Here is a 26,561-nt window from a genome sequence, read left to right on the forward strand (position 1 = left end):
AGCAGGAAATGCGCCGTGATGAATGGATGCAGAAACTGCACCAGGGCCACATGAAGCAGGTTGCTGAGTGGCGCCGCAAGGTACTTGCGGTTCAGCTGTCCCTGCTGGTCTGCATGTTTTTGTTATGGGAGCTGGCGGGCAGGCTGCGCTGGATTGATGTGCTGCTGTTCAGTTATCCGAGCAAAGTTTTTGCCCAGATCGGCAAGGACATCGCCAGTGGTGAACTTTGGATCCATGTCGCAGTCACCGTTGGGGAGACGGCAGTTGGCTTTTTGCTGGGGACGCTTGTCGGAACGCTGCTTGCGGTCCTGATCTGGTGGTCTCCTTTTTTGTCCAAAGTGCTTGATCCCTACATGGTCGTATTCAACAGCATGCCAAAGGTGGCACTCGGCCCCATCTTCATCGTCATGTTCGGTGCAGGCTTTACGGCTATTGTCATGACTACGTTGTCCATTACGGTGATCATTACGACCTTGGTTGTGTACAACAGTTTCAACGAAGTGGACAGCAATTATATCAAGGTCATTCGTACGTTCGGTGGCGACAGGTCTGTGATTTTTACCAAAGTTGTCCTGCCGGCTTCGTTTCCCGCGATTGTTTCTACATTGAAAGTCAATGTGGGCATGGCCTGGGTCGGTGTAATTGTGGGTGAGTTTCTGGTTGCCAAACAGGGGCTCGGGTACTTGATTATCTATGGATTTCAGGTCTTCAATTTTACCCTGGTATTATCGAGCCTGCTTATTATCGCGGCCGTAGCTACAGCGATGTATCAGCTTGTGGTGTACGTAGAGAAAAAACTGCTGGCAGGTCGCAGGTAGTGCCATGTAAAAGGTTAATAGAGCTTGCTAGATCGTGTTATGTATACAATTTCACAAGGGGTGTCACGTTGCCCGCTAACCAAAAATCAAGTACCATACTAATACGAATATTCCGTGCAGTCCTTCATGTATGCGGAGATTGGAGATTAGGGACTTATATGTCTTCCGCCCGCATCAAATCAAAATTGCCAGCGTCCCATATCCGGGACGCGATGTTGTGACCGGCATGCATGGGCATGTCGGTTGATGCCGTTTATTGATTTTGATGTGACTGCATATGTCCATGCATCCCTTCAATAGCTTCTTTTTTTGTAAAACGGGAAATGGTTTGCCTAAGGGTGTGTAATACTACGTATTGCAGAACCAGGCTAACGCAGATTGGTTAGAGGTATGAAGCAGGACATGCATTCATCCGGATGGGACGAAGAGCTGGCTTGGACAGATAAGCAGCTTAGAGGAGAGGTAATGAGAAATGGGTTTTAGAGTAATTAAAACCGCAATTGCTGCACTGATGGCTGTGCTGATTGCGGACTGGTGCGGCTTGCCCGGGCCAACATCGGCAGGCTTGCTAGCCATTCTGGGTGTCGATGTTACGAGAAAAAGAAGCATTCGCACGATTTCGGCGCGATTCTTTGCTTCCGTGGTAGGTCTTTTGTTTGCAAGTGTACTTTTTCACTTTCTAGGCTTCCATTATTGGGTTCTGGCCGTGTACATACTGATTGCGTTTCCGGTAATTGTTCGGGCCGGATTCAAGGAAGGCATTGTGACGGGGTCTGTCGTGGTCTTTCGTGTCTTCAGTGGCGGGGAGATGGACGTTCAAGTCATTTTGGTGCAAATCGGGTTGCTGCTGATTGGTTTGGGTTCTGCAATGGTCGTTAATCTGGCATATATGCCGGCAGCGGACCCGCAAATGCTTCAGATTCGCAAAAGGATTGATGAACTATTCTCCGTGATCTTCAAGGAATTTGCTGCGACTCTTCGTAATCCCAATGAGGTCTGGGCAGGGAAGGAACTGATTGAAGCGGACAAGGCTGTTCTTGGAGGCATTGAAGCAGCCAAGCGTTCACTGGAGAATCAGGTCATTCATCCGAACGAAGAATGGAGCGTATACTTTTACATGCGAAAAACCCAGCTGGACTCCATTCAGCATATGATGCATCTGGTATCTCAAATTTATCAGAAGATGCCACACGCCGAAATGGTGTCGGAGCTGTTTGACCAGCTCAGTCAGGATGTGCTCACAGAGTCTTACACTGGACGAACCGAAAAACTTCTCGCAAATGTGCAGGAAGAATTCAGGCGAATGGAGCTGCCAGATACAAGGGAAGAATTCGAGATTCGTTCTGCGATTCTCCAGCTGTGCCGGGAACTCGCGCTGTATCTGAAAATTGCGAAAAAGGACAAAGCACCGTCGCCGATTACGGACCGGTCCCAATCTACAAACGAATAATAGAAAATAGTTGTCACCCTAGACGGATGCCCTGCATACACTTGTAGTGAATGATTGTATGGAGGAGGTTTAAAGATGTCATTGAGTCATAAACATCAATGTAGAGAGATCATCACGAAGGCGATCTGCGGCAAAGGTCGTAAGTTCTCTACCGTAACACATACCGTGACTCCGCCTAATGGTCCGACCAGTATTTTGGGGGCTTGGATTATCAACCACCAATATGAAGCCGTATCAGCGGGGGACGGAATTGAAGTTATTGGTACTTACGATATCAACATCTGGTATTCCTATGACAAAAATTCCCAGACAGATGTAGCCAAAGAAACGGTGTCGTATGTAGAACATGTACCTTTGTCTTACCTGGATCCGAAACACCGGGCTTCCACAGTAGAGGTATCTGCGGATGCAACGCAGGAACCAAGCTGTGTGGAAGCCACTGTATCCGCAGGCGGAGGCAGCGTAATTATCCGGGTAGAACGGGAATTCGCTGTTGAACTGGTTGCCGAAACCAAAGTATGCGTGAAGGTATGCACAGATGGTTGCGGAGACTACGAAGACAAGGATTATGACTTTGGCAGCACGGATGAAGATTATGATGATCTTGATCCGGACCTGCTTGACGAGGAACTGTAATTTCTTCGTCTCTTGTATCCTTAGCTAAGGTATTATATGCGCCGCAAGCGGCAGTGAAGAGGGCGCAAGCCCTCTTTTTTCTTTTTGGGCGATGGAAAGGAGGGACCGAATGAATGTAATGGAAGAGGCAGAGCAAGCGGTTAAACGTTACGAACGCATGTCGGGGGGAGAACGGGCAGGACGATTGGAGCGAGCCGGCATTGAAGTGCTTGCCTCACGTGACAGGCAAAAAAGGGAGCCTGGCCTGAGAGTACGTTACGATGTAGAGATATGCTGCCTGTACGCACTTCGGATTAAACGGCGGGATACGAGCGGCATGGGCAGTGCACAGGATAGCGTACTGGACCGGGAAGCGGCTTCGACGCTGTTCAAACGAATCGAACGGCTCGCTGTTAAAACCTTATATACCCTTGGACTGGATCACGGCGCCGTACGGCTGGAAGCTTCGGGAAAAAACGGGTGCACTGTTGTTTCAATTGACCCGCGTCCGTGGAAGGGCATGACAGATCTATCTGTCATGTACCGGGAAGGCTGGAAGCAGCTGCAGTCTCAACTGGATGAGGAAAGTCAGAATAAAGTAACGCCCGTGCTTGGAATGGACCCGGAGTTTCTACTCGTGCAGATGCCGGAGTCCAAAATTATTCCTGCTTCAAGGTTTCTCGGACGCACAGGAATGGTAGGCTGCGATTCCGTGACCATCGGGGGGAGGCGGATCTATCCGGTTGCTGAACTTCGTCCTGCCCCCAGTTCGGAACCGCGAGAGCTGCTAACTCATTTACTTAAAGCTTTCGACCTGGCATCCCGCAGCATAACCGACCATTCGCTCATTTGGCAGGCTGGGGGAATGCCGCAGCGTGGATTGCCGCTCGGGGGACATGTTCATTTCAGCGGAGTGACGCTTAACGGGGATTTGCTGCGTGTGCTTGACAATTATCTGGCCCTTCCGCTTGCGTTTCTGCAGGACCCGCGTGGTTCGGGCAGGCGTCCAAGGTACGGGGCACTGGGTGATTTTCGATTGAAGCACTATGGTGGATTCGAATATCGAACACTGCCCAGCTTCCTGATCTCTCCACTCGTTGCCAAAGGAGTGGTCGCTCTCGCAGGTCTTATTGCCGCCTCCTACACCAGTCTTCCACTTCGTCCTTTGATGAACACAACCGTGCATGCTGCCTTTTACGAAGGAGACCGGGAACGAATGAAGGAATACATTCCAGCGCTTCTGGAAGATCTGGTCGGCTTGGAGGACTACGCAAGATATGAAAAGTATGCAGCTCCGCTCATACGTCACCTGAGAGAAGGGAAGACGTGGGATGAGAGCCGGGACATTCGCAAAGTCTGGAATATTCGTGCAGGTTCATGAAGAGTAGATGTTTTTTTGTTATAATAGAAAGTAAGTCAATTTTGGATCTGATTACAGCTATGGAAGACATGCAGACACTGGTCTGTGAAGGAAGCGGCAGGTGGCCGAAACATGAGGCGGAGGCACGAAGATGTGCCTGACCGCCTTATTGTTCCTTCTAGGGCAGGGACTCTTCCTGACAACATAGGAACGGATGGAGGATATTCATGGCTCAGTATACACCAATGATTCAACAATATTTGCAAGTGAAGGCCGAAGCGCAAGACGCTTTTCTTTTTTTTAGATTAGGTGATTTCTATGAGATGTTCTTCGATGATGCTGTCAATGCAGCACGTGAGCTCGAAATTACGCTGACTGCACGCGCAGGCGGTGGGGAAGAGAAAATTCCGATGTGCGGTGTGCCTTATCATTCGGCGGACAATTACATACAGCGTCTGATTGAAAAAGGATACAAGGTTGCCATCTGTGAGCAGATGGAAGATCCAACTGTAACAAAAGGCATGGTACGCCGGGAGATTGTACGTGTTATCACGCCTGGAACGGTGATGGAAGGCAAGACTCTTGGCGACAAATCCAACAATTATATGGTCTGCCTGACAGGAAACCAAAATACACTGGCGCTGGCAGCGTGTGATCTGTCAACGGGTGAATTGTACGTGACGTCCGTGCCATATTCCAAGGAATGGCTGAAGGACGAGATCGGCATTTACGAACCCTCCGAAGTAGTCGGTGATGCGTCTCTTCTTGATACCGTCGCTGCGCAATCTTCACCAATTGGGAGACCTGTTGTATACACGCCCTGGACCAAAAGCAAGGAAGATCTCGTTCGGCAGCAATTCGGTGAAGCTGCATGGGCAAGACTGGAGCCTGAACGTCAAGTTTGTGTTGCACGACTGTTCTCTTATCTGAGTGAAACGCAGAAACGTTCTCTGGGGCAATTGACACAAATCTCGACTTACGAGCCGGATCACTTCATGATTCTGGATCCATTCACCAGACGTAATCTGGAACTTGTGGAAACGGTTCGTGAGCGTTCCAAAAAAGGCTCGTTGCTCTGGCTGCTGGACAGAACGGAGACATCTATGGGTGCGCGGATGCTGCGGCGGTGGGTGGATAAACCCTTACTTCAAAAAGGGAAAATTAATGAGCGACTAGAAGCAGTGGACACACTATACAATCAGTTTATTTTGCGTGAGGATTTGCGTGCTGAACTGAAGGACATTTATGATCTGGAACGACTGGTGGGGCGGATTGCTTTTGGGAATGCCAACGGGCGCGATTTGAACGCACTTAAGCTGTCGCTGGATAAAATACCCGGACTGCGCCAGTATTGTGCAGAGTCTTCTTCTACCACGCTGCAGAATATTGCGGAGATGATGGATGACTGTAGTGACTTAAGGGATGCCATTGGCCGTGCCATTGTGGACGAGCCTCCTGTTTCCGTAAGGGATGGAGGATTAATCCGTGAAGGTTACCATGAACGACTGGACGAACTAAGGGAAGCATCGGTGAATGGCAAACAATGGATCGCTGAATTGGAAGCAAAAGAACGTGAAGCTACGGGCATCCGCTCCCTGAAAATCGGCTACAACAAGGTGTTTGGCTATTATATCGAAATTACGAAGTCCAATCTCGCCTCCTTGCCGGAAGGCCGTTATGAGCGAAAACAGACGTTGGCTAATGCAGAACGTTACATTACGCCGGAGCTTAAGGAAAAAGAAACATTGATTCTCGAAGCACAGGACAAAATGGTCGATATTGAATACGGATTATTTGCTGAGCTGAGGGATCGGTTGAATCAGGAAATTGCAAGACTGCAAAAACTGGCTGAACAGGTTGCGGAGATCGATGTGTATCAATCCTTCGCGGTAATCAGTGCAGAGCGGAATTTTGTTAGACCAACACTGACAGATGGTTATGACTTTGTTGTGGAACAAGGACGTCATCCTGTGGTGGAGGCTGTTATGAGGGATGGTGCCTTTATCGCCAACCACACCGCAATGAAAAAGGAAGAAGCACGGATTCTTCTGATTACTGGTCCAAATATGGCTGGGAAAAGTACGTATATGCGACAAGTTGCCCTGATCTCAATCATGGCGCAGATCGGTTGTTTTGTACCTGCAGGTCAGGCAGAGGTACCAATCATGGATCGCATCTTCACACGAATTGGGGCAGCAGACGATCTGATTGGCGGTCAAAGTACGTTTATGGTGGAGATGGCGGATATTCAGGTAATGACGGACAAAGCAACGCCGAGAAGCCTGATCATTATCGATGAATTGGGCCGGGGCACGTCAACAAGCGAGGGGATGGCTATTGCCCAATCCGTCATTGAGTATGTGCACGACATTATAGGCTGTAAAGCACTCGTATCGACGCATTTTCATGAACTGGCTCACCTGGAAGAAAGTCTGGATAAGCTGGCAAACTACTCCATGGCCGTACAGGAGAGCGGGGACAAAGTGAACTTCTTGCGCAAGTTGATTCCGGGTGCTGCCAGCAGCAGTTATGGTATATACTGCGCACGACTTGCCGGTCTGCCGGATAGTATTATTGAACGAGCGAATGGTTTACTGCACGGCTTCGAACATGCGGCTGCACAGGTGGCGGTCGGCAGTGAGTTTGCTGGGAAGGGAAGCCGCATTCCGGGATCGGACTACAATAATACACCTGGAATGGAAAATGCCGAAAGTGCCACAGTGATACGAGAGGAAGCTGTGGTTTCGGTACCCGATACGGTGACTTACGTAGAGAGCGAATCGTTCAAGGAGCGAGGCAATAAGAATAGATCTGGTTCCAAACCACAGGACGTTGTCCAGCTGTCGATATTCGGTGATGATGAGCCAGGCGTGGGAAGCAAGCCCGATGATGTGGTCGCTGTGGACAAACCCGCGCGAGATTTTATACGCAACATGAAAGACATTGATGTTATGAATATGACGCCTCTGCAGGCGATGCAATTATTGAACGAGCTTAAGTTAAAGGCACAGCAATTATCCTGATATGATGGGAGGGGAAACCTGTGGCGAAAATACATGTCCTTGACGAACATATTGCCAACCAGATTGCAGCAGGTGAAGTGGTTGAACGGCCTGCTTCGGTTGTTAAGGAATTACTGGAGAATTCCGTGGATGCTGGGGCTACCAAAATTGAAGTTTCCGTGGAAGAGGGCGGATTGCTCAGCATTCGTGTAAAAGACAACGGTTCAGGCATTGAGCCTGAGGATCTGGAAACAGCATTCTATCGTCATGCAACGAGCAAAATTACACACGGGCGTGATCTCTTCCAGATCACAAGTCTTGGTTTTCGGGGAGAGGCTCTGCCGAGTATCGCGGCTGTCTCCAAGGTCGAAGTGCTAACGGCTAGCGGAGACGACGGCCGGGGGCGCCGGATTGTGATTGAGGGTGGCAAACTGTGTACACATGAGGATGCTACTTCACCTCAAGGGACAGAGTTTGTTGTCAAAGAATTATTTTATAATACTCCTGCCCGCCTGAAATATATGAAAACCATCCAAACCGAGCTGGGACATATCTCGGATGTGCTGTACCGGATGGCCATGTCTCATCCGCATATTTCCTTTACGCTGCGGCATAATGCCAATGTGCTGCTGCAGACGCTCGGAAACGGCGACCTGCTTCAGGTGGTGGCAGCAATCTACGGTACGAGTGCAGCCAAAGCCATGCTGCCCATCCAGGGCGAGAATCTGGATTATCGGGTAAGTGGATTAATCAGTCTTCCGGAATGGACACGGGCCAATCGGGGCGGCATGTCAACGATTGTGAATGGTCGATTTATTCGCAATTATGGTCTTAATCAAGCCATTCTTAAAGCGTATCACACGTTACTGCCGATCAATCGATTTCCGCTTGTTGTGGTGCAGCTTGAGATGCATCCATCACTCGTGGATGTAAACGTGCATCCGGCAAAACTGGAAGTGCGGTTCAGCAAGGAAGCCGAGTTATACGAATTTATTGAAACGACAGTACGGGGAATTTTGCGGCAGGAAGTGCTTATACCTCAAGTGACCAAACAGCAGATCAGACGTGGAGACGACAGTTCATTTATTCAGGAACAGTTTCTGTTTCCGCGAGGACCATACAAGGATGAGCCAGCGATAGAAGATGAGGGTGCACAGTCCAAAAAGAATAACATCCCTGTGCCAGGAAACACGGCCATGGAAGAGGACGATCTGGATGCCCCTGCTGATATTCAACCGGGACAGGCTGCGGAACTCTTTTCAGAGGTACCTCCCTTGCCGGACGCTCCACCGCCAGATCAGCTCAACCCGATAAATCCGTTTCAAGCCCTTGTTGTTGATGAGCGGGTTCAGACAGATGAACCGCAGGTGCCAACTCAGGACACAGCGCGGACATATCGACCAACCAACGTGAATGCTCCAGTTAGAGAAAACCGGCCGTCATATCAAGCGTCTAATCGTTCCAATATGGAGCGCAGCTGGAAGGGTTCAGGTTTACCTGATCCTGCGAAGCTGGCAGCAGCGGTGAAGTCGGATGCGACGCTGCCGGCGTTTCCTGAACTCAGCCTGATTGGGCAGCATCACGGTACGTATCTGATTGCCCAGAATGAAAACGGCCTCTATCTGATTGATCAGCATGCCGCTCATGAACGAGTGAATTATGAGTATTATTATGAAAAGTTTGGCAATCCGGCTCAAGCTTCACAGGAGCTTTTGCTGCCGATCACACTGGAGTTTACACCGTCCGAAACGGAAAAACTCAAGTCCAGGCTGGCCTGGTTTGAACAGGCTGGGGTCTATCTGGAGCATTTCGGTGGACAGACATTTCGTGTACGCTCCCATCCGTTCTGGTTTCCCAAAGGGGACGAGAAGGATATTATTGAGGAAATGTCTGAATGGGTGCTCAGCGAGCGCAGCATTGATGTGGGGAAAATGCGGGAAGCTGCTTCCATCATGTGCTCCTGCAAAGCCTCGATTAAAGCTAATCAGAAGCTGACAGAACAGGAAGCCGAGACGCTAATACAGCGACTTGGTTCCTGTAGGCAGCCCTATACTTGTCCCCATGGGCGACCGATAGTGGTTTCATTTTCAACCTATGATCTGGAGAAATTGTTCAAACGGGTCATGTAGCTGTTTAGGAGGAAGTTATGTATATTACAACCGGTGATACAGAGGCGCCTTCGCTTGTGGAACGCGCGCGCAAGCTCGCGGAAACGACGGGTGGCACCTATGTGCCGCGCAATAAAAAGTCTTTGCCCAGGCTGATTGAACGTTATGGCGTTAACGAAATCATGGTCGTGCTTCAGGGCAAGGCGCGCTTGTATCGCAAGAATGCGCCGCAGCTTGAATTTCATCCAAGCATGGGATTCGTACGCGCGAAACGTGTACTACGCGGAGAGTCTGACCCTATGCTGGAAGCGGGAGCTGTACTTGAAGGAGATACCATCATTGATTGTACAGCCGGATTAGGCACGGATGCGCTTGTGTTCTCCGTCGCAGCAGGTAAGCAGGGGAAGGTTATTGCTTGTGAGAGCTCTCTGCAGCTCTATACACTGTTGGTTGAGGGGATGTCCTATTACGAGAGTAATCAGCCCGAAGTCGATGAAGCCTTTCGCAGAATTGAATTAAGACATGCCAATCATCTGGATCTCCTTCGTTCAATGCCGGATCGAAGCTGTGATACAGTATACTTCGACCCCATGTTCCGCGAACCGATGATGGATTCAAGTGCGATTCAGCCCTTGCGGGATTATGCAAACTCCCATGCACTGGATATTCAAAGTATCATGGAGGCCAAACGGGTAGCCCGCAAACGGGTTGTGATGAAAGAAAAGCGCGGCAGCGCGGAGTTTACGAGGCTCGGATTCGAGGTGCTGGATCGCGCCAATGCAAAAACACTGTACGGAGTGATAAATGTTGAAAGCGGAAGCTAAACCTAAACTGCTTGTACTGGTTGGACCGACAGCAGTAGGCAAAACAAGGATGAGTATCGAGCTCGCAAAAGCATTTAATTGCGAGATTATTTCGGGAGATTCGATGCAGGTCTATCGTGAGATGGACATCGGAACGGCCAAGATTACCCGTGAAGAGATGAAAGGGGTACCCCACCATCTCATTGATATTCATGAACCGGAATATCCATATTCAGTGGCGGAATTTCAGGAGAGCTGTACCCGTCTGATCAGTGAAATACAGGATCGCGGTAAGCTGCCCTTTATTGTTGGGGGAACCGGTCTGTATGTAGAGTCGGTCTGTTACGGATTTCAATTCTCGGAAAGCGGGTCGGATGAGACTTTTCGGGAGGAACAGTTCCGCTATGCGGAGTTACATGGTGCTCAGGCACTGCATGACAAGCTGAGGGAAATAGATCCAATTAGTGCGGACCGGCTGCATGTGAACGATCAGCGGCGAATTGTTCGGGCTCTTGAGATTTACCATCTGACAGGGGAGAAGTTATCTGAACAACTGGCGTCACAGAAGAAAGAATCCCCGTACGATCTGAGTATTATAGGTTTAACAATGGATCGTCAAAAGCTCTACGCCAGGGTTGAAGAACGTATTGACCTGATGATTGAGCAAGGTTTGGTAGAAGAAGTGAAGTCGCTGCTGGAACGCGGTGTGGCCAGAGGCCATATCTCCATGCAGGGACTGGGATACAAGGAAATTGCGGCGTATCTTCAAGGCGAAGTCAGCTGGGATGCTGCGGTGGAATGGCTGAAGAGGGATACCCGCCGTTTTGCCAAACGCCAGCTTTCCTGGTTCCGGCATATGAAGGACATTGAATGGGTGGATATGACAGATACCGAAGATTTCGCAGGGAACTATGAGAGGGTATGTGCATTAATTCATCAAAAGTTCAAGTGATTGCGAAACGTGTGAAATAGGTCCCCTATGGGACGTTTGAACCTCTATCTCTTGATTTCAAAAAAAGAGTAGAGGTTTTTTATTTTGAGTGCAAAACAGAGAAAATAAAGGAATTGAATCAATGAAATTATTGTAAAAAAAATAACTTTTTTTAATAAAATGAAAACACATAACAACATCAAAATGATGAACCGTGTGTTCCAATGAGAAAGGGGGAGCTTTAATGGACTCAAGTGATAGTGGAGGAACGAGCTTATATCTATTATTTTCCTGATTAGTTCGGAGTTCCGTTGCCATTCTAGGTCTTATTGCCCTAATTTGGGTAATTATCGTTCTGTCCAATACCAATACATACCTGAAAATGCTGATTCATGATCGAAAGGAACGGCAGAAAATTCCGCTAACGGAAGCTTTGTCGAACCCTTTGGTTGGCCAGGAACGGCAGGAATAAAGCACTCTAAAACGATGATTTTGTCCCTCTTTTGCATTTTAGACAAGCGGTGTATAATGGATAAGTCTTCTAACTGCACGTCAGGCTGATTCCGAGATGCAAATTAGTAGACAGGGGTTTTTGTGGATTATATGAAACTGTTCATGATATAATAGCACGAAAGCTACTCAGCGATATTGAATACTATCTTAAACACGAATTCAAATGAACCAATGGGGGTACGGCTAATGAACAAGTCCATCAACATCCAAGATACGTTCTTGAACCAACTGCGGAAAGAAAACATTCCTGCTACGGTCTATCTGACCAACGGCTTTCAAATCCGTGGAACGATCAAGGCATTTGACAATTTTACGATCGTCATTGACAGCGACGGACGCCAGCAAATGGTCTATAAGCACGCCATCTCCACGTTCACGCCGCAACGCAGCGTATCGCTGATGCAGCAGGATAACAGCGGCGAAGCTTAAAAAATTAAGAAACCTTTTCTACAACCATTTCGTCTACAAGTATAGGAATTGAAGCAGAGCAACCTTAACAAGGGTTGTTCTTTTCATTCCGGGCAAAAAAGGGTTATGATAAGCATTAGCCTATACAGGCAAATAGAAATTGAGCAACCGAAAGGGAGTCAGGAGGTAACATGCCAAACGATCCGTTGTCGAGGTCTAACAATCGCAACAACAATAACAAGTCACCCAAGAAAGCGAAGCCTAAGACCTCTAAAAAGAAAAAAATTACGGGTAAACGCGTTGGGTGGACACTGTTTTTCACTATGGCAATCGCCATCTTTTGTGCACTTGGCGGGTATCTGTTCATCATGGTCAGTGGTGAGCGGCTGCTTACAGCCAACATGGACAAAACAACAATTAATGAGACATCGAAAGTATATGATCGCAATGGCCAATTAATGGGGGAGCTGTCGATTCAGAAGCTGGAACCCGTTGATGAAGATGAGATTCCCGAATTGGTAAAGGAAGCTTTTGTGGCAACAGAGGACAGACGATTCTATGAGCATCAGGGTGTGGATATCTGGTCCATCGGACGTGCAGCTGTAAAAGACATCATGGCCCGTTCCATGGTTGAGGGGGGCAGTACGCTAACTCAGCAGCTTGCGAAAAACATGTTCCTGTCCCGTGACAAAACATTCTTCCGGAAAGCGACGGAAGTATCCATTGCGATGGCTTTGGAGCGCAAGTACACAAAAGACGAGATTCTCACAATGTATCTGAACCGAATCTTCTTCGGTCATCAGCGTTATGGTATTAAGGCTGCATCGGAATTTTACTTTGGCAAGGATAAGCTTGAGGATCTGGATCTGTGGGAAATTGCCACGCTCGCAGCGATGCCTAAAGGGCCATCCGCCTATAACCCGCTGAGCAATCCGAACGATTCCAAAGCACGCCGCGGTGTGGTGCTGCAGCTGATGTACGAACAAGGCTACATCACGAAGGAAGAAATGGATGAAGCCAAAGCGGTGGATTACGATTATACACCACCGGAGAAAGAGCAAAAGTATCAAGCCTTTATTGATTATGTTCTTCGTGAAGCAGAACGGGTAACAGGCAAAACAGAAGATGATCTGAACATCGGTGGATACAAGATTTATACAACCATGGATGCTCAGGCGCAGACGGCCATGGAAAGTGCCTTCTCGGATGACAGTTTATTTGAGGAAAGCAAAGACGACCAGAAGGTTCAAGGATCCATGGTTATCATGAACCATGAAAATGGTAGTCTGGTTGCTCTCTTGGGTGGACGTGACTATCAAACGAAGGGGTACAGCCGGGTAACACAGAGCCGCAGACAACCGGGATCGGCATTCAAGCCCATCGTATCGTATGCGCCTGCATTGGAGTCTGGGAACTATAACGCCAATTCGCCGCTGAGCAATCAGAAGCAGTGCTTTGGCAATTATTGCCCGGGAAACTTGCATGGATACTCTTCAACCATCAGTATGACCGAGGCCATCACGAAGTCGGAGAACATTCCTGCCGTGTGGCTGCTTGATAAAATAGGTGTAAATACAGGCGTACAGTTTGCCAAGAGTGTAGGCATTCAGCTTACAGATGAGGATAAAAACCTCGCGATTGCTCTGGGTGGTCTGAGCAAAGGTACAAATACCCTTGAGATGGCACAAGCTTATAGTGCATTTGCCAACCTCGGTGAATATCAAGAGGCTTACTCGATCAAGGAGATCAAGGACAGCTCGGATAAGTCCGTATACAAACATGACAAGTCAGACACGACACGTGTCATGAGTGAACAAAATGCATACGCACTGACACAGATGCTTCAAAACGTAGTCAATGATGGTACAGGACGTTCAGCAAGACTGGATCGCCCGGTAGCAGGTAAAACCGGTACGGTGCAGAGCGGCATCGCTGGCAACAGCGCAAACCGTGATGTATGGTTTGTCGGATATACACCTGAATGGACTGCTGCAGTCTGGATGGGATATGATAATCCGGACGCAACCCATATGCTCAAAAACAGCAGTAAGCTATCTGCTGCTTTCTTTGCAAAAGTCATGACTGATGCACTGAAGGGTGTACCTGTAAAGGACTTTGAAGCACCTAAAGGTGCACAGGCACCACCACCGGAAGAAACGCAGCCGGAGCAGCCGCAATTATCGGTTAGTGGATTAAGCGGGGCGTATGATCCGAATTCTCAGACGGTTTCGCTTAACTGGACAGGAACAGGAGACGCGAATACTCAATATCGGATCTATCGGAAAGAGACGTCCGAAGCGCAATTCACCCATCTGATTGATTCGGTGGGATCGACTAGTGCACAGGATCTAAGTGCACTTCCAGGCCTGACATACGAGTATTATGTTACTGCCTTTGATCTGGCCTCTGGACTTGAAACGGATCCGTCCAATACGATCTCACTTATGATTGAGGCGCAGGAGATCGAACCAGTGGAACCAGAACCGGGTACAGACCCAGGAATTGATCCAGGAACGGATCCAGGCACGGAACAGCCTGGTACCGAGAATCCGGATAACGGTTCACCGGATAATGGGAATTCGGGTGAAAACAACGGTAACAACGGAAATGGTAATGGAAACAATGGCAATAATGGTAACGGTAATGGAAACGGTAATGGTAACAATGGAGGACCAGGGCAAGGAAACGGCCAGTCTGGTGATGGAAATACATCCCCTGGAACGGGAACCACAGATCCCGGTGGGAATAATGATGGATCCGGCGAAGGTTCGGTTACGACTCCTGGTGAAGTTGTTCCGCCGGATGCCGGAACAGAAAGCAACACAGGTGAAAATGATGGTTCGGTTGAAACACAGACCGGAAACGATGGTTAACTCTAACTAAATATCATTATCGCAGTTCTTAACCTGCTTCCCGTATGATCGGTGAAGCAGGTTTTTTGTTTTAGACAGCGATAATTTAACTCCATTCATATCGATTAATTGGTGAGGCAAAGCTTAATTTTGAGTGTATAACTTAAATATGGTAAGCTGTAGCTATCGTAATACGTTGTGCAAAACTGATTCGTAAGTCATGGAATCGGCTGTGCGGACGTTATTCAGTGTTCACCAATATGAGAACAGGTCAAGGGCCTGTAGTCGGCAAAGAGGGGTTCGTATGAAACGGAAATTCGGGGACCGCGCGAACTGGCGCCGGATTACGAACCGACAATTTACATGCCGGTTCGTACAATCCAAAGTTTTTACAGGTTACATTACGTTGTATACCATACAGGATTTGAAAGAACCCTTGTGGAAAACCTATGGGGGGAGTACGTTTTGCATCGCAGATAAAGGGTATTCATGGCTGCAGTATTACCCAAAGGGAGAGCATTTCGTGGTGACAGCCATGTTTGACGATCAGGAACGGATCGTTGAATGGTACATTGATACCTGTCGAAGCCAGGGCATCACGGATCAGGGGGTTCCCTGGTTTGATGATCTCTATCTCGATGTCGTCGTCCTGAAAGATGGAGAGGTATTCTTGCTGGATGAAGATGAGCTTGAAGACGCCCTCTCGCGTAAGCATATTACAACCGGCGATTATGATCTGGCTAACCGAACGGCCAAGGAATTGCTGCATGCCATTGATGCGCATGTGTTTCCTTATTTTCAGCTATCATTGAAGCATCGGCAAACCTTGTTTGAGAACGGGGAGTTTCGCAAAAACGTTCAAATCTGAGTTTTGACCAAGCAGAGAATTACTTCGCCATCCTTCTAATATTGGAGCATCTGATAGAATACATTAATAATCAGGAGAGATCAGCCCGATAAAATAGAGGTGATGGCGAATGAACGGACGGGTCATGGCTGCAGGAGGGCAACCGGGAGGCAGACCATCCAGACAAATTAATGTTGTATTGCGTAACCAAGAGCCTCAGATGTTGGCGAAGGAAGAGGAGACACCACTTCAGGCAGTAAAGGGATTAGCCAAGCACAGCCACTTTCAAGAAATTCAAGGTGAGCTCGAGCAGTTGGTTGGGCTGGAAAATATCAAGGATCTCGTATTTGAAATCTATGCGTTTTTACAAATAGCCCAGATGCGTTCTGAGGCAGGCCTGATCAGTGGAGCACATGTGTATCATATGATTTTCAAAGGAAATCCAGGGACCGGGAAAACAACGGTTGCACGGATTGTGGCAAAGCTGTTTCAAAAGATGGGTGTGCTCAGCAAAGGGCACCTTATTGAGGTGGAGCGGGCCGATCTGGTCGGAGAGTACATTGGGCATACGGCCCAGAAAACGCGCGATCTGGTGAAGAAGGCACTTGGAGGCATCTTGTTTATCGACGAGGCATACAGCTTGGCTCGCGGTGGCGAGAAGGACTTTGGCAAGGAAGCTATTGATACACTTGTAAAATCCATGGAAGATCATAAAAATCAATTCATTTTGATCCTGGCAGGGTATTCAGAAGAAATTGATTTCTTTCTGCAGACCAATCCGGGATTACCATCCCGATTTCCTATCCAGGTTGAATTTCCGGATTACAGTATAGATCAATTGATACAGATTTCAGAGATTATGGCGAAAGAGCGAGATTATATTTTAATGCCACAGACCATCCTGAAGTTGAAGCAGCATTTGCTGCAGGAGAAAAATGAATCTCTGCATGCCTTCAGCAATGCTAGGTACGTTCGAAATGCAATTGAGCGGTCCATACGTCATCAGGCGGTACGATTGCTGGAACAGTATACCCAGGGCAGTCCGGGAAAATTGGAACTGATGACGATTCGAACAGAGGATTTGAAGTTTGAGCGAAAGTAAGCGATAATGGTTTTTTTGGAGCAGCCGGCCGGGTTAACCGGTTCGGCTTAAAGTACGCTATGAGGGAACAATAACCGTAATAGATGAAGCTGAGTTTGATAAGGAGGACATATTGAATATGACAGTTACCCATGATACAGATCAGGTTAAGAAAGACCGCGCCGTTTTAGTTAGTTTGATTACAGATGAAGTTAAGCGGTCAGGCATTAATCCGGAGTACTCTTTGGAGGAATTGGTGAAGCTTGCAGAGACCGCAGGTGTTGAGGTGCTGAGTGTATTGTCCCAGAACCGTGAAACCCGGGATACGAAGTGGTTTATCGGAAAAGGTAAAGTGGAGGAGCTACGTGCGATTGCAGAGGAATTAGGCGCGACCACAGCGATATTTGATCAAGAGCTGTCTGGAGCTCAGGTTCGTAACCTGGAAGAGGCACTGGATCTCAAAATTATCGACCGTACCCAGTTGATTCTGGATATTTTCGCTCAACGTGCAAATACGAGAGAAGGTATCATTCAAGTCGAATTGGCCCAACTTAGCTATCTGCTTCCACGATTATCGGGTCATGGCAAAAACCTTTCACGGCTTGGAGGGGGAATCGGGACACGTGGACCGGGGGAAAGCAAGCTGGAGACGGATCGCCGTCATATCCGGGGGCGCATTGATGATTTGAAACGGCACCTGGAAGAGGTTACACGCCACCGCAAACTTCATCGCGAGCGTCGTAAAAAGACAGGCATTGTACAGGTTGCACTTGTAGGGTATACGAATGCAGGTAAATCCACATTGCTTAAACAATTAACTGCCGCTGATGTATATATTCAGGACCAGCTGTTTGCTACGTTGGATCCAACATCACGTACGATGGAGCTTCCAAGCGGTAAAGAAATTGTACTTACGGATACCGTAGGGTTTATTCAAAACCTTCCACATGATCTGATTGCCGCTTTCCGTGCGACATTGGAGGAAGTGAACGAAGCTGATCTGATTTTGCATGTTGTAGATGCATCCTCTGCAATGAGGGAAGATCAGATGAGAACCGTGCATGAAATTCTGCAGCAGCTTGGATCTGGCGATAAGCCTCAATTGGTGCTCTATAACAAAAAAGATGCATGTACACCGGAGCAGCTGGAAATGCTTCCTTTGGATAAAGACCATATGAAGGTAAGTGCACTGGATGAAGCTGACCTGCTGAAGATTCGGGAGCGAATTCAGGAAGAGCTGACGGGGGATACGAAGCGGTTCCGAATTCCTGCAGAGCGGGGAGATCTTACATCTGTTCTTTATAAGGTTGGAGATGTTGTTGAAACCACTTTTGAAGAAAATGATGTGATCTATCAAGTTGAGCTGCAAAAAGGGGAATATGAAAAATTCGGTTATTTACTTGAAGATTTCATTGAATTGTAATATACATGACATATTGGTATGGTAAGTTGACACGATAATCGATATTATGCGTTAGATTAGTGCAATGAAGGGGAATGAAGTAAGATGGCAAGCTTGGATACAAAGATTGTGGAGCTGCAACAACAAGTTGAGGCCCAGATTGAACAACAGATGAAAATGATTGACGGTATTACGGATTACAACCAGTGGAAGGTCATTGATGCGTTTCAACGCAAACAAGTCAGTGATTTTCATTTTGCCGGTTCAACGGGATATGCATATAACGATCGTGGCCGGGAAGTGCTGGATGAAGTATATGCGGACGTATTTGGTGCAGAAGCTGCGTTGGTTCGTCCCCATTTTGCTTCAGGTACACATACGATAGCTACCGCTCTCTTTGGCGTACTGCGCCCAGGTGACGAGTTGTTATACATCACAGGTAAACCTTATGATACATTGCACAAAGTCATTGGAAGTCCGGAAGATGGAACCGGATCTCTTCGGGACTTTGGTATTGGATACCGTGAAACCGCTTTGCTGGCAGATGGAAGTGTCGATTGGGACGCAGTGAAAGGGAATATTACTGCTTCAACCAAAGTCATTGGTATCCAACGTTCACGTGGATATGACTGGCGTTCTTCCTTCTGTATTGATGAGATAGCTGATATGGTAAGACGGGTAAAGGCTATCAAAGAAGATGTTATCGTGTTCGTGGATAACTGTTATGGCGAATTTACGGAGAAACGCGAACCGACAGAGGTCGGGGTAGATCTGATGGCAGGTTCACTAATTAAAAACCCTGGCGGAGGCCTTGCTGAAACCGGGGGTTACATATGCGGGAAGGAAAAATATGTTCAACTGGCAGCGTATCGTTTGACTGCACCTGGCATAGGTGGTGAGGTTGGTGCCATGTTGGGAACGACCCGTGGGATCTACCAGGGACTTTACATGGCACCGACAATTGTGGGACAAGCCATTAAGGGCAGTACCTTTGCCGCTGCAATGTTTGCTGCTTCGGGATTTGTAACCAAACCTGCTTGGAATGAGACACGCACAGATTTGATCCAAGCTGTGCAGTTCTCCTCCGCGGAGCATCTGATCGCTTTTGTACAGGGAATTCAGCGGGCTGCTGCAGTGGATAGTCATGTCGTTCCTGAGCCATGGGACATGCCTGGTTACGAACATCCCGTCATTATGGCGGCAGGTACGTTTATACAGGGCGGAAGCCTGGAGTTATCAGCGGATGCGCCTATTCGAGAGCCATATATCGGCTACATGCAGGGGGGATTAACCTACTCTCATGTTAAATATGGCGTTTTGATGGCGCTCCAGACAATGAAAGATCGTAAATTATTGTGAGTTTATCTAACACGTCATTGACACTTAGTAATAACTAAATGTACAATAGGGTGAAGAATAGATGACTGGAAGGTTGATGAACATGGGTGACGAAATTCGCAGAAATATGGCCTTATTCCCGATAGGTATTGTTATGAAACTTACGGATCTGTCCGCTCGTCAGATTCGATATTATGAGCAGCACAGCTTGATTGTACCGGCAAGAACGTCAGGTAACCAACGTTTGTTTTCCTTTAATGACGTAGAACGATTGCTGGAGATCAAGGCTTTGATCGAAAAAGGTGTTAATATTGCCGGCATCAAGCAGGTTATGAATCCAGTATCCAAGGAATCCGAAGAAGCGACAGTCATCACCGCAGATACTGAAGTGAAGCGCAGAGAACTGTCCGATACACAGCTGCACCGTTTATTGAAGCAACAGCTTGTTTCGGGTAAGAGACCTGGACAAGTATCTCTCATTCAGGGAGAGCTTTCCCGATTTTTTAATAAAAAGTAAGTTCGCATAACTTGGCGAGTGAGGGGAAATCATGCAGTTGTGATGGCAGACTCCTTGACCCGTGGAACTTTCTAATGTACAAATATAACATGCAAGCCAAATAAGCAGAAAAGAAAGGGAGAGGTATCGTGAGTTATACAAAAGAAGACATTCTCCGCATCTCTAAAGAAGAAAACGTACGATTCGTTCGATTGCAATTTACCGACTTGCTTGGAGCTATCAAAAACGTTGAAATTCCTGTAAGCCAATTGACCAAGGCTTTGGATAACAAAATGATGTTTGATGGTTCTTCCATTGAAGGTTATGTGCGTATTGAAGAATCCGACATGTACCTCTATCCTGATCTCGATTCTTGGCTGATTTTCCCTTGGGTAGCTGAGAACCGTGTAGCTCGCCTAATTTGTGATGTTTATTTGCCGGATGGCAACCCATTCCCTGGAGACCCACGCGGCATCTTGAAACGAAACCTGAAGGAAGCCGAAGAAATGGGATTCACTTCCTTCAACGTCGGTCCTGAACCAGAGTTCTTCTTGTTCAAAACAGACGAAAAAGGAAACCCGACTAACGAACTGAATGACCAAGGTGGATATTTCGACCTGGCGCCTACGGATCTTGGTGAAAACTGTCGTCGTGACATTGTTATCACACTTGAAGAAATGGGCTTTGAGATCGAAGCTTCCCACCATGAGGTAGCTCCAGGGCAGCATGAGATCGACTTTAAATATGCTGATGCTCTAAAAGCAGCAGACCAGATCCAAACGTTCAAACTCGTTGTTAAAACGATTGCACGTCAGCATGGTCTACATGCTACCTTTATGCCGAAACCGCTGTTTGGTATGAACGGTTCCGGTATGCACTGTAACCAATCGCTGTTCCAAGGCAGTGCCAACGCATTCGTTGACGAGTCGGACGAGCTGGGTCTGAGCAAAACTGCACGTCACTTCATGGCTGGAACGCTGAAGCATGCGCGTGCATTTGCAGCAATTACTAACCCAACTGTGAACTCATACAAACGTCTTGTACCAGGTTATGAAGCCCCTTGTTATGTAGCATGGTCCGCCAGTAACCGTAGCCCAATGATCCGTATTCCAGCTTCCCGTGGTCTGAGTACACGTGTTGAGGTTCGTAACCCGGATCCGGCTGCTAACCCTTACTTGGCTTTGGCTGTTTTATTGAAAGCAGGTCTGGACGGAATCAAACGTGAGCTTTCCTTACCAGCTCCGATTGACCGCAACATCTACATTATGTCAGAAGAAGAGCGTGTGGAAGAAGGCATTCCAAGCTTGCCAGCTGATCTGAAAGAAGCATTGAACGAATTGATCCGCAGCGAAGTCATCTGTGATGCACTTGGCGATCACGCCCTGGCTCACTTCTACGAGTTGAAAGAAATTGAGTGGGATATGTACCGTACACAAGTCCACCAATGGGAACGCGATCAATATATCACTTTGTACTAATAAGGAAAGCCTTTGGCGTAATAGTGCCAAGGGCTTTTTTTGATGAATTACATAAGGGGACAAAGGTGAGTAGTTTTCTAAAAAAATACCAGCATTGAATAGTGTACATATAATAGTAAGAGAGAAGATACATATTTTCCTGATAACAGATATTTTAATATGTTGATAATTTCATATAAACAAGATATAATTCAAATATATTTTTAGCAATTTAATTTTAAATCATTAATTGGAGATTTTAATATGGAACAAGCGAAACAACTCGTTGCAAGACAGCGGGCATTCTTTTATACAGGACAAACTAAAAATATTGAGTATCGGATTCATGCTCTTCAGCAATTAAGACAAGGCATAGAGAAATATCAGCAACGGATATTGGACGCACTGCATGCTGATCTAAATAAATCGGAAACAGAGGCTTATAACTCTGAGATTCGCATCGTTTTGGGTGAACTGGATTTTGCACAGGAACATCTTAAGGAATGGGCGGCTCCTAGAGCAGTGCCTACAAGTTCTGTTATACCTGATGGTACAAGCATGATCTATCCAGAACCTTATGGAGTTGCTCTCATTATTGCGCCATGGAACTATCCGTTCCAACTGGCATTTGGTCCATTGATTGGTGCGATTGCAGCGGGTAACTGTGCTGTTATTAAGCCTTCTGAATTAACGCCGGCAGTGTCACATCTGACGTATGACCTGATCAAGGATATTTTCCCTGAGGAATATGTAGCTGTCATGGAAGGTGAAGTCGAAATGAGCACAGCCTTGTTGAAAGAGAAGTTTGATTATATTTTCTTCACAGGAAGCACGGGTGTGGGTCGCATCGTTATGAAGGCAGCAGCAGAGCACCTTACGCCGGTAACGCTTGAATTAGGTGGTAAAAGCCCTGTAATTGTTCATAAAGACGCAGATTTGAAGTTGGCAGCTCAGCGGATCGTCCGTGGCAAGTTCTTGAATGCGGGTCAGACCTGTGTTGCTCCGGATTACTTGCTTGTACATCAGGACGTACACGATAAACTCCTGGAAGAGATTGGTGAGGAGATTCAAGATAAATTCGGTAAGGATGTCATGGGAAATCCCGATTTTCCGCATATCGTCAACACACGTAACTTTGATCGACTGTCTGTATTCTTAGAAGAGGGTCATGCTCTGATTGGTGGTCGCTCTGATCGGGATCAGCTGCTGATTGAACCTACCTTGGTAGGAAATGTGGATTGGCAGTCACCTGTTATGCAAGAAGAGATATTCGGTCCAATTCTTCCGGTAATGACTTACGATGATCTTAATCCTCTGCTCGCTGAGATTGTTCGCCGTCCCAAACCGCTGGCGCTGTACCTGTTCACGCAGCAAGAGGAGCTGCAGAATCAGGTCTTGGATCAAGTGTCCTTCGGTGGAGGGTGCATTAATGATACGTTGTCTCATATGACTTCACATTATTTACCGTTTGGCGGTGTAGGAGAGAGTGGTATGGGGGCATATCATGGTCAGCAAAGCTTTGAAGTGTTCTCCCATCACAAAAGCATTCTCAAACGATAAGAAATGGAATTAACGAAGTAGAAATTTAGCATGTAAAAAGAGGTTGTCCTGTTCAACAGGACAACCTCTTTTTGTCATTACAGTTAAGCTGATTTGCTGTTGGAAGAAAGACTAGTGAATATCACGGAAAAGGCCAATCACTTTACCCAAAATGCTAACATGTTTTAAACGAAGAGGTTCAAATGTTGCATTCTCAGGCTGAAGACGAATGTGGTCTTTCTCTTTGTAGAATGTTTTAACTGTAGCTTCATCATCTTCTGTCATCGCAACGACAATATCTCCGTTATCTGCCGTTTGCTGCTGGCGTACGATAACGTAGTCTCCGTTAACGATTCCTGCTTCGATCATACTGTCACCAACAACAGAGAGCATAAATACTTTCTGTTCTCCAACATAGTGTGTCGGTAGCGGGAAATAATCCTCGATGTTCTCTGTTGCGGTAATCGGAACCCCTGCAGTAACTTTACCTACAACGGGAATGCGAGCAACACTGTGTGCAAACTGATGGGAGTGTTCTGATTCCTCCTGGCTTAACAACTCAATGGCTCTTGGTTTAGTAGGGTCACGTCTAATGAGACCTTTCTTCTCCAAACGGTCCAGATGTCCATGAACCGTAGAACTGGAAGCCAGTCCAACCGCTTCACCAATTTCACGTACGGAAGGAGGATATCCCTTCAACCGGACTTCATTACGTATAAACTCCAGAATAGCTTGCTGCCTGCTGGATATCTTCGACATACCGTATCAACCCCATTTTAGTAACGTTTGGGAAAATTATAACATAGAACCTCCGTTCGTACAAACATAAGTTCTAAATAAAATCCGATAAAATCAATGTTTTTGAGTCTTTTACTTGTAAAGTCCTTCAAACCTAACAAAAGTAAAAAACGAGTTGGATTCACCTAGAGATTAACGGGAAATTTGGAGTTTAAAATAAAGCGAACAATTGTTCTAAAAATCTATTGTACAAAACAAGTGTTCGTGTTATATTGATTTCAACAGATAGGAACAAACGTTTGGAGGACGATTAATATGAGATATTCTACTTATCAAAGTATTTACGAACCGGTGAATTCGGAAGCGGTCAAGTCTAACATAGGTAACATTAAACAATGGTTTGCAGAAGCCAAGATGCCAACATGGATGTTGAAATTGATTATGGCATCGTTAATCATATTTATTGGCTGCAGCACTGTATTGACTGTGTTTGCAGGAGACGAGAACAATGTTCTTCCCGGCAGCAAAATAGCAGTATCCCAGGGTGAGACATTGTGGAGCTTGTCTTTGGAGCATAAACCGGAAAATATGGATACACGTGTATATATAGAAGCAATAAAGAAAGTAAACCAGCTTCAAACCACTTCAATTCAAGCTGGACAAGTCTTAACTTTGCCTCAGTTTACCCCTTAAAACCACGATTCAGTTGAGCGAGTAAGTAGCAACCTTGACAAGCAGCCTCGATCATGTCAAAGTTAGTATGACTTTGTATTTTTGGAGGGGACAAGCTTGGATATAGATAGCCTGGTAGCACGCATCAATGAATTGGCTCGTAAACACAAGTCCACTGGACTTTCAGAGGAAGAACTTGCCGAACGTGCTAAACTTAGAGAAATTTACTTAAACAACATCCGCAGTAACTTCAGACAGCAACTGGAGTCCATTGAAATTGTAGATGATGAGAACGATCAAGGCCACCAAGGCAAACTCAAACACTAAGGAACCTAAAGATATCGTAATGATATTTAGGTTTCTTCCTTTTATTTTGAGAATGCAAATTTATAGGGGGAATGTCGGTTTGCGAATTTTGTAAGCCGATACAAAGATGACATAAGGGGGATTCTCATGGCTCGTTCGTTCGAGAGAACGGTTCGGAAAAATTCAAAGCAGTTGAATCAGCAGCGTAAAAAAAATGGTCAACCGATTTCGGGTACGCCCGGTGAGGACATTTTCAAAGGACGCAGTCTTCTGTTTCCTATTTTCCTCATTGGACTTGCGTTTTTGTATCTGTTTATGAGCACATTTCTTGTTAAAGCTCCAATGACAACATGGGACTGGGTTACGATGCTGTTGTATGTATTTTTGGCTGTAATTTTTATGCTTCGCCGTCCTTACATCAAAATCGGGAGCAACCGGATTATAACAACCAAAGGGAATCGGGAACGCTCCATTGGAGTGGATGACATCGTTAAGTTTAGATTCGAACAGGGAACGGTAGTTATTGAACATAACAGCCGTGGCAAAAGATGGGTGTTCACTAAACTGTTGAACCGCTATGACACAGATGCCATTTCTGAACGACTTCTGAAATTTGCCAAAGCACACCAGATTACTGTAGAAACAGACGAGAAAAAGTAATTATTCACAAAGGGGAAGATGATCGGAATGGCATTAAAAGCGATTTTGTTCGACCTGGATGATACTTTGTTGTGGGATGAACGCAGTGTGCGAGAAGCATTCCACGAAACTTGCCTGCTTGCTTCACAAGAAACCGGCGTCGATGCTGAGGCATTGGAAGAAGCTGTTCGTAATGAAGCTCGTAGTCTATATGAATCCTATGAAACCTATGCATTCACCAAAATGATTGGTATCAATCCGTTTGAAGGACTATGGGCTAATTTTACAGGCGGTGACCAGCCGGAATTCCGTCAATTGGAGCAGCTTGCCCCTGTATATCGTAAGGAGTCCTGGCGTCGTGGCTTATTGAAGCTGGGAGTGGATCGTGAAGATTTGGCCGAACGTCTTGCTTCGCAATTTGGAGCAGAGCGAAGATCCAGACCTCATGTATATGAAGAAACAATGGACACTTTGCGTCACTTGCAGGGAAAATTCAAACTGTTGCTCTTGACGAATGGTTGTCCTGCTCTGCAGCAAGAGAAGTTGGATGGTGTGCCTGAACTGGCTCCTTTCTTCGATGAGATCATCATCTCGGGTACTTTTGGAAAGGGAAAACCGGATCCGTCAATCTTTGAACATGCGCTCAGCAAACTTGGAGTAAAACCAGAAGAAGGCTTGATGGTTGGAGATAAACTCACGACGGATATCCGCGGAGCTTTATCAGCAGGAATCCAGTCTGTCTGGATTAATCGTGAGAACAAAGTGAACTCGGAGTCGTATGTACCTGATCATGAGATTAAGCACTTATCAGAATTAGATCGTATTATTGCTAATTTCTGATTATTTCAGAATTGAACAATAGTGCATTTTAAAACATTGATAACCTCGTTGAATGATGCAAAATCATTCATGGGTTATCAATGTTTTTTTGATCTGGTTGAAACTTTCAAACAACTGTGTAGTGAAGAAATATCAAAAATAATAAAAAAAGGTATTGTAATGTTGGGACTGCTGTTTTAGAATGTAACTAACATACTAGTATGACTAGTATGGGAATCATTTAAAAGCAGTACTCTTTTGGCATATCCAGGTCATGGAATCAGAAGTTATTGCTTTATTATTTTTATGTATATTGTAAGCGCTTTACATAGTTTTGGGAAATATTAATTTTTGGAATACAACAGGT

At 46.5% G+C, this 26,561-nt stretch carries 22 protein-coding genes; 21 read left to right on the forward strand and 1 reads right to left on the reverse strand.

Features of this window, described 5'->3' with window-relative positions; all coding sequences use genetic code 11:
• Positions 1-26: 26 nt before the first annotated feature.
• The 17 genes from AC3WQ3_RS25195 to AC3WQ3_RS25275 all read left to right on the forward strand — a co-directional run bounded on the left by AC3WQ3_RS25195 (position 27) and on the right by AC3WQ3_RS25275 (position 23,041).
• On the forward strand, positions 27-818 hold the full coding sequence (locus AC3WQ3_RS25195; protein ID WP_419720038.1) for an ABC transporter permease: 792 nt from the start codon (positions 27-29) through the stop codon (positions 816-818).
• A 472-nt stretch (positions 819-1,290) separates the two neighbouring features.
• Positions 1,291-2,268: an aromatic acid exporter family protein gene (locus tag AC3WQ3_RS25200; RefSeq protein WP_153979061.1), complete on the forward strand. Its 978-nt coding sequence runs from the start codon at positions 1,291-1,293 to the stop codon at positions 2,266-2,268.
• A 75-nt stretch (positions 2,269-2,343) separates the two neighbouring features.
• Entirely contained in the window at positions 2,344-2,904 is a 561-nt protein-coding gene (locus AC3WQ3_RS25205) for an outer spore coat protein CotE (RefSeq protein WP_095286426.1), read from the forward strand.
• A 109-nt stretch (positions 2,905-3,013) separates the two neighbouring features.
• Positions 3,014-4,264 (forward strand): putative amidoligase domain-containing protein, encoded by a 1,251-nt coding sequence (locus AC3WQ3_RS25210; RefSeq protein WP_336782003.1) that lies wholly within the window; start codon positions 3,014-3,016, stop codon positions 4,262-4,264.
• Between the two features lie 206 nt (positions 4,265-4,470).
• Positions 4,471-7,266 carry a DNA mismatch repair protein MutS gene (gene mutS / locus AC3WQ3_RS25215; protein ID WP_492474024.1) on the forward strand — a complete coding sequence of 932 codons (2,796 nt, stop codon included), beginning with the start codon at positions 4,471-4,473 and terminating at the stop codon, positions 7,264-7,266.
• 20 nt (positions 7,267-7,286) lie between these two features.
• A complete protein-coding gene (mutL, locus tag AC3WQ3_RS25220; RefSeq protein WP_492474025.1) occupies positions 7,287-9,374 on the forward strand; it encodes a DNA mismatch repair endonuclease MutL in 2,088 nt (695 codons plus the stop codon).
• A gap of 17 nt (positions 9,375-9,391) precedes the next feature.
• Entirely contained in the window at positions 9,392-10,177 is a 786-nt protein-coding gene (locus tag AC3WQ3_RS25225) for a class I SAM-dependent methyltransferase (protein WP_492474026.1), read from the forward strand.
• A complete protein-coding gene (gene miaA / locus AC3WQ3_RS25230) occupies positions 10,161-11,108 on the forward strand; it encodes a tRNA (adenosine(37)-N6)-dimethylallyltransferase MiaA (RefSeq protein ID WP_492474032.1) in 948 nt (315 codons plus the stop codon). The genes AC3WQ3_RS25225 and miaA overlap by 17 nt, the downstream gene beginning before the upstream one ends.
• Before the next feature lie 678 nt (positions 11,109-11,786).
• A complete protein-coding gene (gene hfq / locus AC3WQ3_RS25235; protein ID WP_017687918.1) occupies positions 11,787-12,029 on the forward strand; it encodes an RNA chaperone Hfq in 243 nt (80 codons plus the stop codon).
• Between the two features lie 170 nt (positions 12,030-12,199).
• Positions 12,200-14,881 (forward strand): PBP1A family penicillin-binding protein, encoded by a 2,682-nt coding sequence (locus tag AC3WQ3_RS25240; RefSeq protein ID WP_492474027.1) that lies wholly within the window; start codon positions 12,200-12,202, stop codon positions 14,879-14,881.
• A gap of 283 nt (positions 14,882-15,164) precedes the next feature.
• Positions 15,165-15,728 (forward strand): ribonuclease FAU-1 family protein, encoded by a 564-nt coding sequence (locus AC3WQ3_RS25245; protein WP_095286432.1) that lies wholly within the window; start codon positions 15,165-15,167, stop codon positions 15,726-15,728.
• 109 nt (positions 15,729-15,837) lie between these two features.
• Positions 15,838-16,809, forward strand: a complete 972-nt coding sequence (locus tag AC3WQ3_RS25250) for an AAA family ATPase (RefSeq protein ID WP_154893792.1) — start codon at positions 15,838-15,840, stop codon at positions 16,807-16,809.
• Between the two features lie 118 nt (positions 16,810-16,927).
• Positions 16,928-18,211 carry a GTPase HflX gene (gene hflX / locus AC3WQ3_RS25255; protein ID WP_153979052.1) on the forward strand — a complete coding sequence of 428 codons (1,284 nt, stop codon included), beginning with the start codon at positions 16,928-16,930 and terminating at the stop codon, positions 18,209-18,211.
• Positions 18,212-18,295: 84 nt separating this feature from the next.
• Positions 18,296-19,549, forward strand: a complete 1,254-nt coding sequence (locus AC3WQ3_RS25260; protein WP_492474028.1) for a methionine gamma-lyase family protein — start codon at positions 18,296-18,298, stop codon at positions 19,547-19,549.
• Between the two features lie 82 nt (positions 19,550-19,631).
• Positions 19,632-20,045 carry a MerR family transcriptional regulator gene (locus AC3WQ3_RS25265; protein ID WP_095286436.1) on the forward strand — a complete coding sequence of 138 codons (414 nt, stop codon included), beginning with the start codon at positions 19,632-19,634 and terminating at the stop codon, positions 20,043-20,045.
• A gap of 128 nt (positions 20,046-20,173) precedes the next feature.
• Positions 20,174-21,502, forward strand: a complete 1,329-nt coding sequence (gene glnA, locus AC3WQ3_RS25270) for a type I glutamate--ammonia ligase (RefSeq protein WP_095286437.1) — start codon at positions 20,174-20,176, stop codon at positions 21,500-21,502.
• A gap of 243 nt (positions 21,503-21,745) precedes the next feature.
• The gene (locus tag AC3WQ3_RS25275; protein ID WP_492474029.1) at positions 21,746-23,041 is read left to right on the forward strand and encodes an aldehyde dehydrogenase; all 1,296 of its coding nucleotides are present in this window, start codon (positions 21,746-21,748) and stop codon (positions 23,039-23,041) included.
• A gap of 111 nt (positions 23,042-23,152) precedes the next feature.
• On the opposite strand, the gene lexA is transcribed toward AC3WQ3_RS25275, so the two are convergent.
• Positions 23,153-23,779 carry a transcriptional repressor LexA gene (lexA, locus tag AC3WQ3_RS25280; RefSeq protein WP_056689962.1) on the reverse strand — a complete coding sequence of 209 codons (627 nt, stop codon included), beginning with the start codon at positions 23,777-23,779 and terminating at the stop codon, positions 23,153-23,155.
• Positions 23,780-24,073: 294 nt separating this feature from the next.
• Here lexA and AC3WQ3_RS25285 point away from each other — a divergent pair, with 294 nt between their 5' ends.
• From AC3WQ3_RS25285 to AC3WQ3_RS25300, 4 genes are all read left to right on the forward strand, one after another.
• On the forward strand, positions 24,074-24,451 hold the full coding sequence (locus tag AC3WQ3_RS25285; RefSeq protein WP_336781997.1) for a LysM peptidoglycan-binding domain-containing protein: 378 nt from the start codon (positions 24,074-24,076) through the stop codon (positions 24,449-24,451).
• A gap of 96 nt (positions 24,452-24,547) precedes the next feature.
• Complete coding sequence (locus AC3WQ3_RS25290; protein ID WP_492474030.1) at positions 24,548-24,757, forward strand: DUF896 domain-containing protein; 210 nt, start codon at positions 24,548-24,550, stop codon at positions 24,755-24,757.
• 126 nt (positions 24,758-24,883) lie between these two features.
• Positions 24,884-25,396, forward strand: a complete 513-nt coding sequence (locus AC3WQ3_RS25295; RefSeq protein WP_095286441.1) for a hypothetical protein — start codon at positions 24,884-24,886, stop codon at positions 25,394-25,396.
• 27 nt (positions 25,397-25,423) lie between these two features.
• Positions 25,424-26,215, forward strand: coding sequence for an HAD family hydrolase (locus tag AC3WQ3_RS25300; RefSeq protein WP_354483492.1), 792 nt, complete (start codon positions 25,424-25,426; stop codon positions 26,213-26,215).
• The last annotated feature ends 346 nt before the right edge of the window (positions 26,216-26,561 follow it).

It is taken from the genome of Paenibacillus sp. FW104-T2 (assembly GCF_058789975.1).

Excerpts from the sequence above, each read along its gene's own strand:
- AC3WQ3_RS25195 (WP_419720038.1), top strand. The coding sequence starts at position 27 with ATGCAGAAACTGCACCAGGGCCACATGAAGCAGGTTGCTGAGTGGCGC.
- AC3WQ3_RS25200 (WP_153979061.1), top strand. The coding sequence starts at position 1,291 with ATGGGTTTTAGAGTAATTAAAACCGCAATTGCTGCACTGATGGCTGTG.
- AC3WQ3_RS25205 (WP_095286426.1), top strand. The coding sequence starts at position 2,344 with ATGTCATTGAGTCATAAACATCAATGTAGAGAGATCATCACGAAGGCG.
- AC3WQ3_RS25210 (WP_336782003.1), top strand. The coding sequence starts at position 3,014 with ATGAATGTAATGGAAGAGGCAGAGCAAGCGGTTAAACGTTACGAACGC.
- mutS (WP_492474024.1), top strand. The coding sequence starts at position 4,471 with ATGGCTCAGTATACACCAATGATTCAACAATATTTGCAAGTGAAGGCC.
- AC3WQ3_RS25225 (WP_492474026.1), top strand. The coding sequence starts at position 9,392 with ATGTATATTACAACCGGTGATACAGAGGCGCCTTCGCTTGTGGAACGC.
- hfq (WP_017687918.1), top strand. The coding sequence starts at position 11,787 with ATGAACAAGTCCATCAACATCCAAGATACGTTCTTGAACCAACTGCGG.
- AC3WQ3_RS25240 (WP_492474027.1), top strand. The coding sequence starts at position 12,200 with ATGCCAAACGATCCGTTGTCGAGGTCTAACAATCGCAACAACAATAAC.
- AC3WQ3_RS25245 (WP_095286432.1), top strand. The coding sequence starts at position 15,165 with ATGAAACGGAAATTCGGGGACCGCGCGAACTGGCGCCGGATTACGAAC.
- AC3WQ3_RS25250 (WP_154893792.1), top strand. The coding sequence starts at position 15,838 with ATGAACGGACGGGTCATGGCTGCAGGAGGGCAACCGGGAGGCAGACCA.
- hflX (WP_153979052.1), top strand. The coding sequence starts at position 16,928 with ATGACAGTTACCCATGATACAGATCAGGTTAAGAAAGACCGCGCCGTT.
- AC3WQ3_RS25260 (WP_492474028.1), top strand. The coding sequence starts at position 18,296 with ATGGCAAGCTTGGATACAAAGATTGTGGAGCTGCAACAACAAGTTGAG.
- AC3WQ3_RS25265 (WP_095286436.1), top strand. The coding sequence starts at position 19,632 with ATGGGTGACGAAATTCGCAGAAATATGGCCTTATTCCCGATAGGTATT.
- AC3WQ3_RS25275 (WP_492474029.1), top strand. The coding sequence starts at position 21,746 with ATGGAACAAGCGAAACAACTCGTTGCAAGACAGCGGGCATTCTTTTAT.
- lexA (WP_056689962.1), bottom strand. The coding sequence starts at position 23,779 with ATGTCGAAGATATCCAGCAGGCAGCAAGCTATTCTGGAGTTTATACGT.
- AC3WQ3_RS25285 (WP_336781997.1), top strand. The coding sequence starts at position 24,074 with ATGAGATATTCTACTTATCAAAGTATTTACGAACCGGTGAATTCGGAA.
- AC3WQ3_RS25295 (WP_095286441.1), top strand. The coding sequence starts at position 24,884 with ATGGCTCGTTCGTTCGAGAGAACGGTTCGGAAAAATTCAAAGCAGTTG.
- AC3WQ3_RS25300 (WP_354483492.1), top strand. The coding sequence starts at position 25,424 with ATGGCATTAAAAGCGATTTTGTTCGACCTGGATGATACTTTGTTGTGG.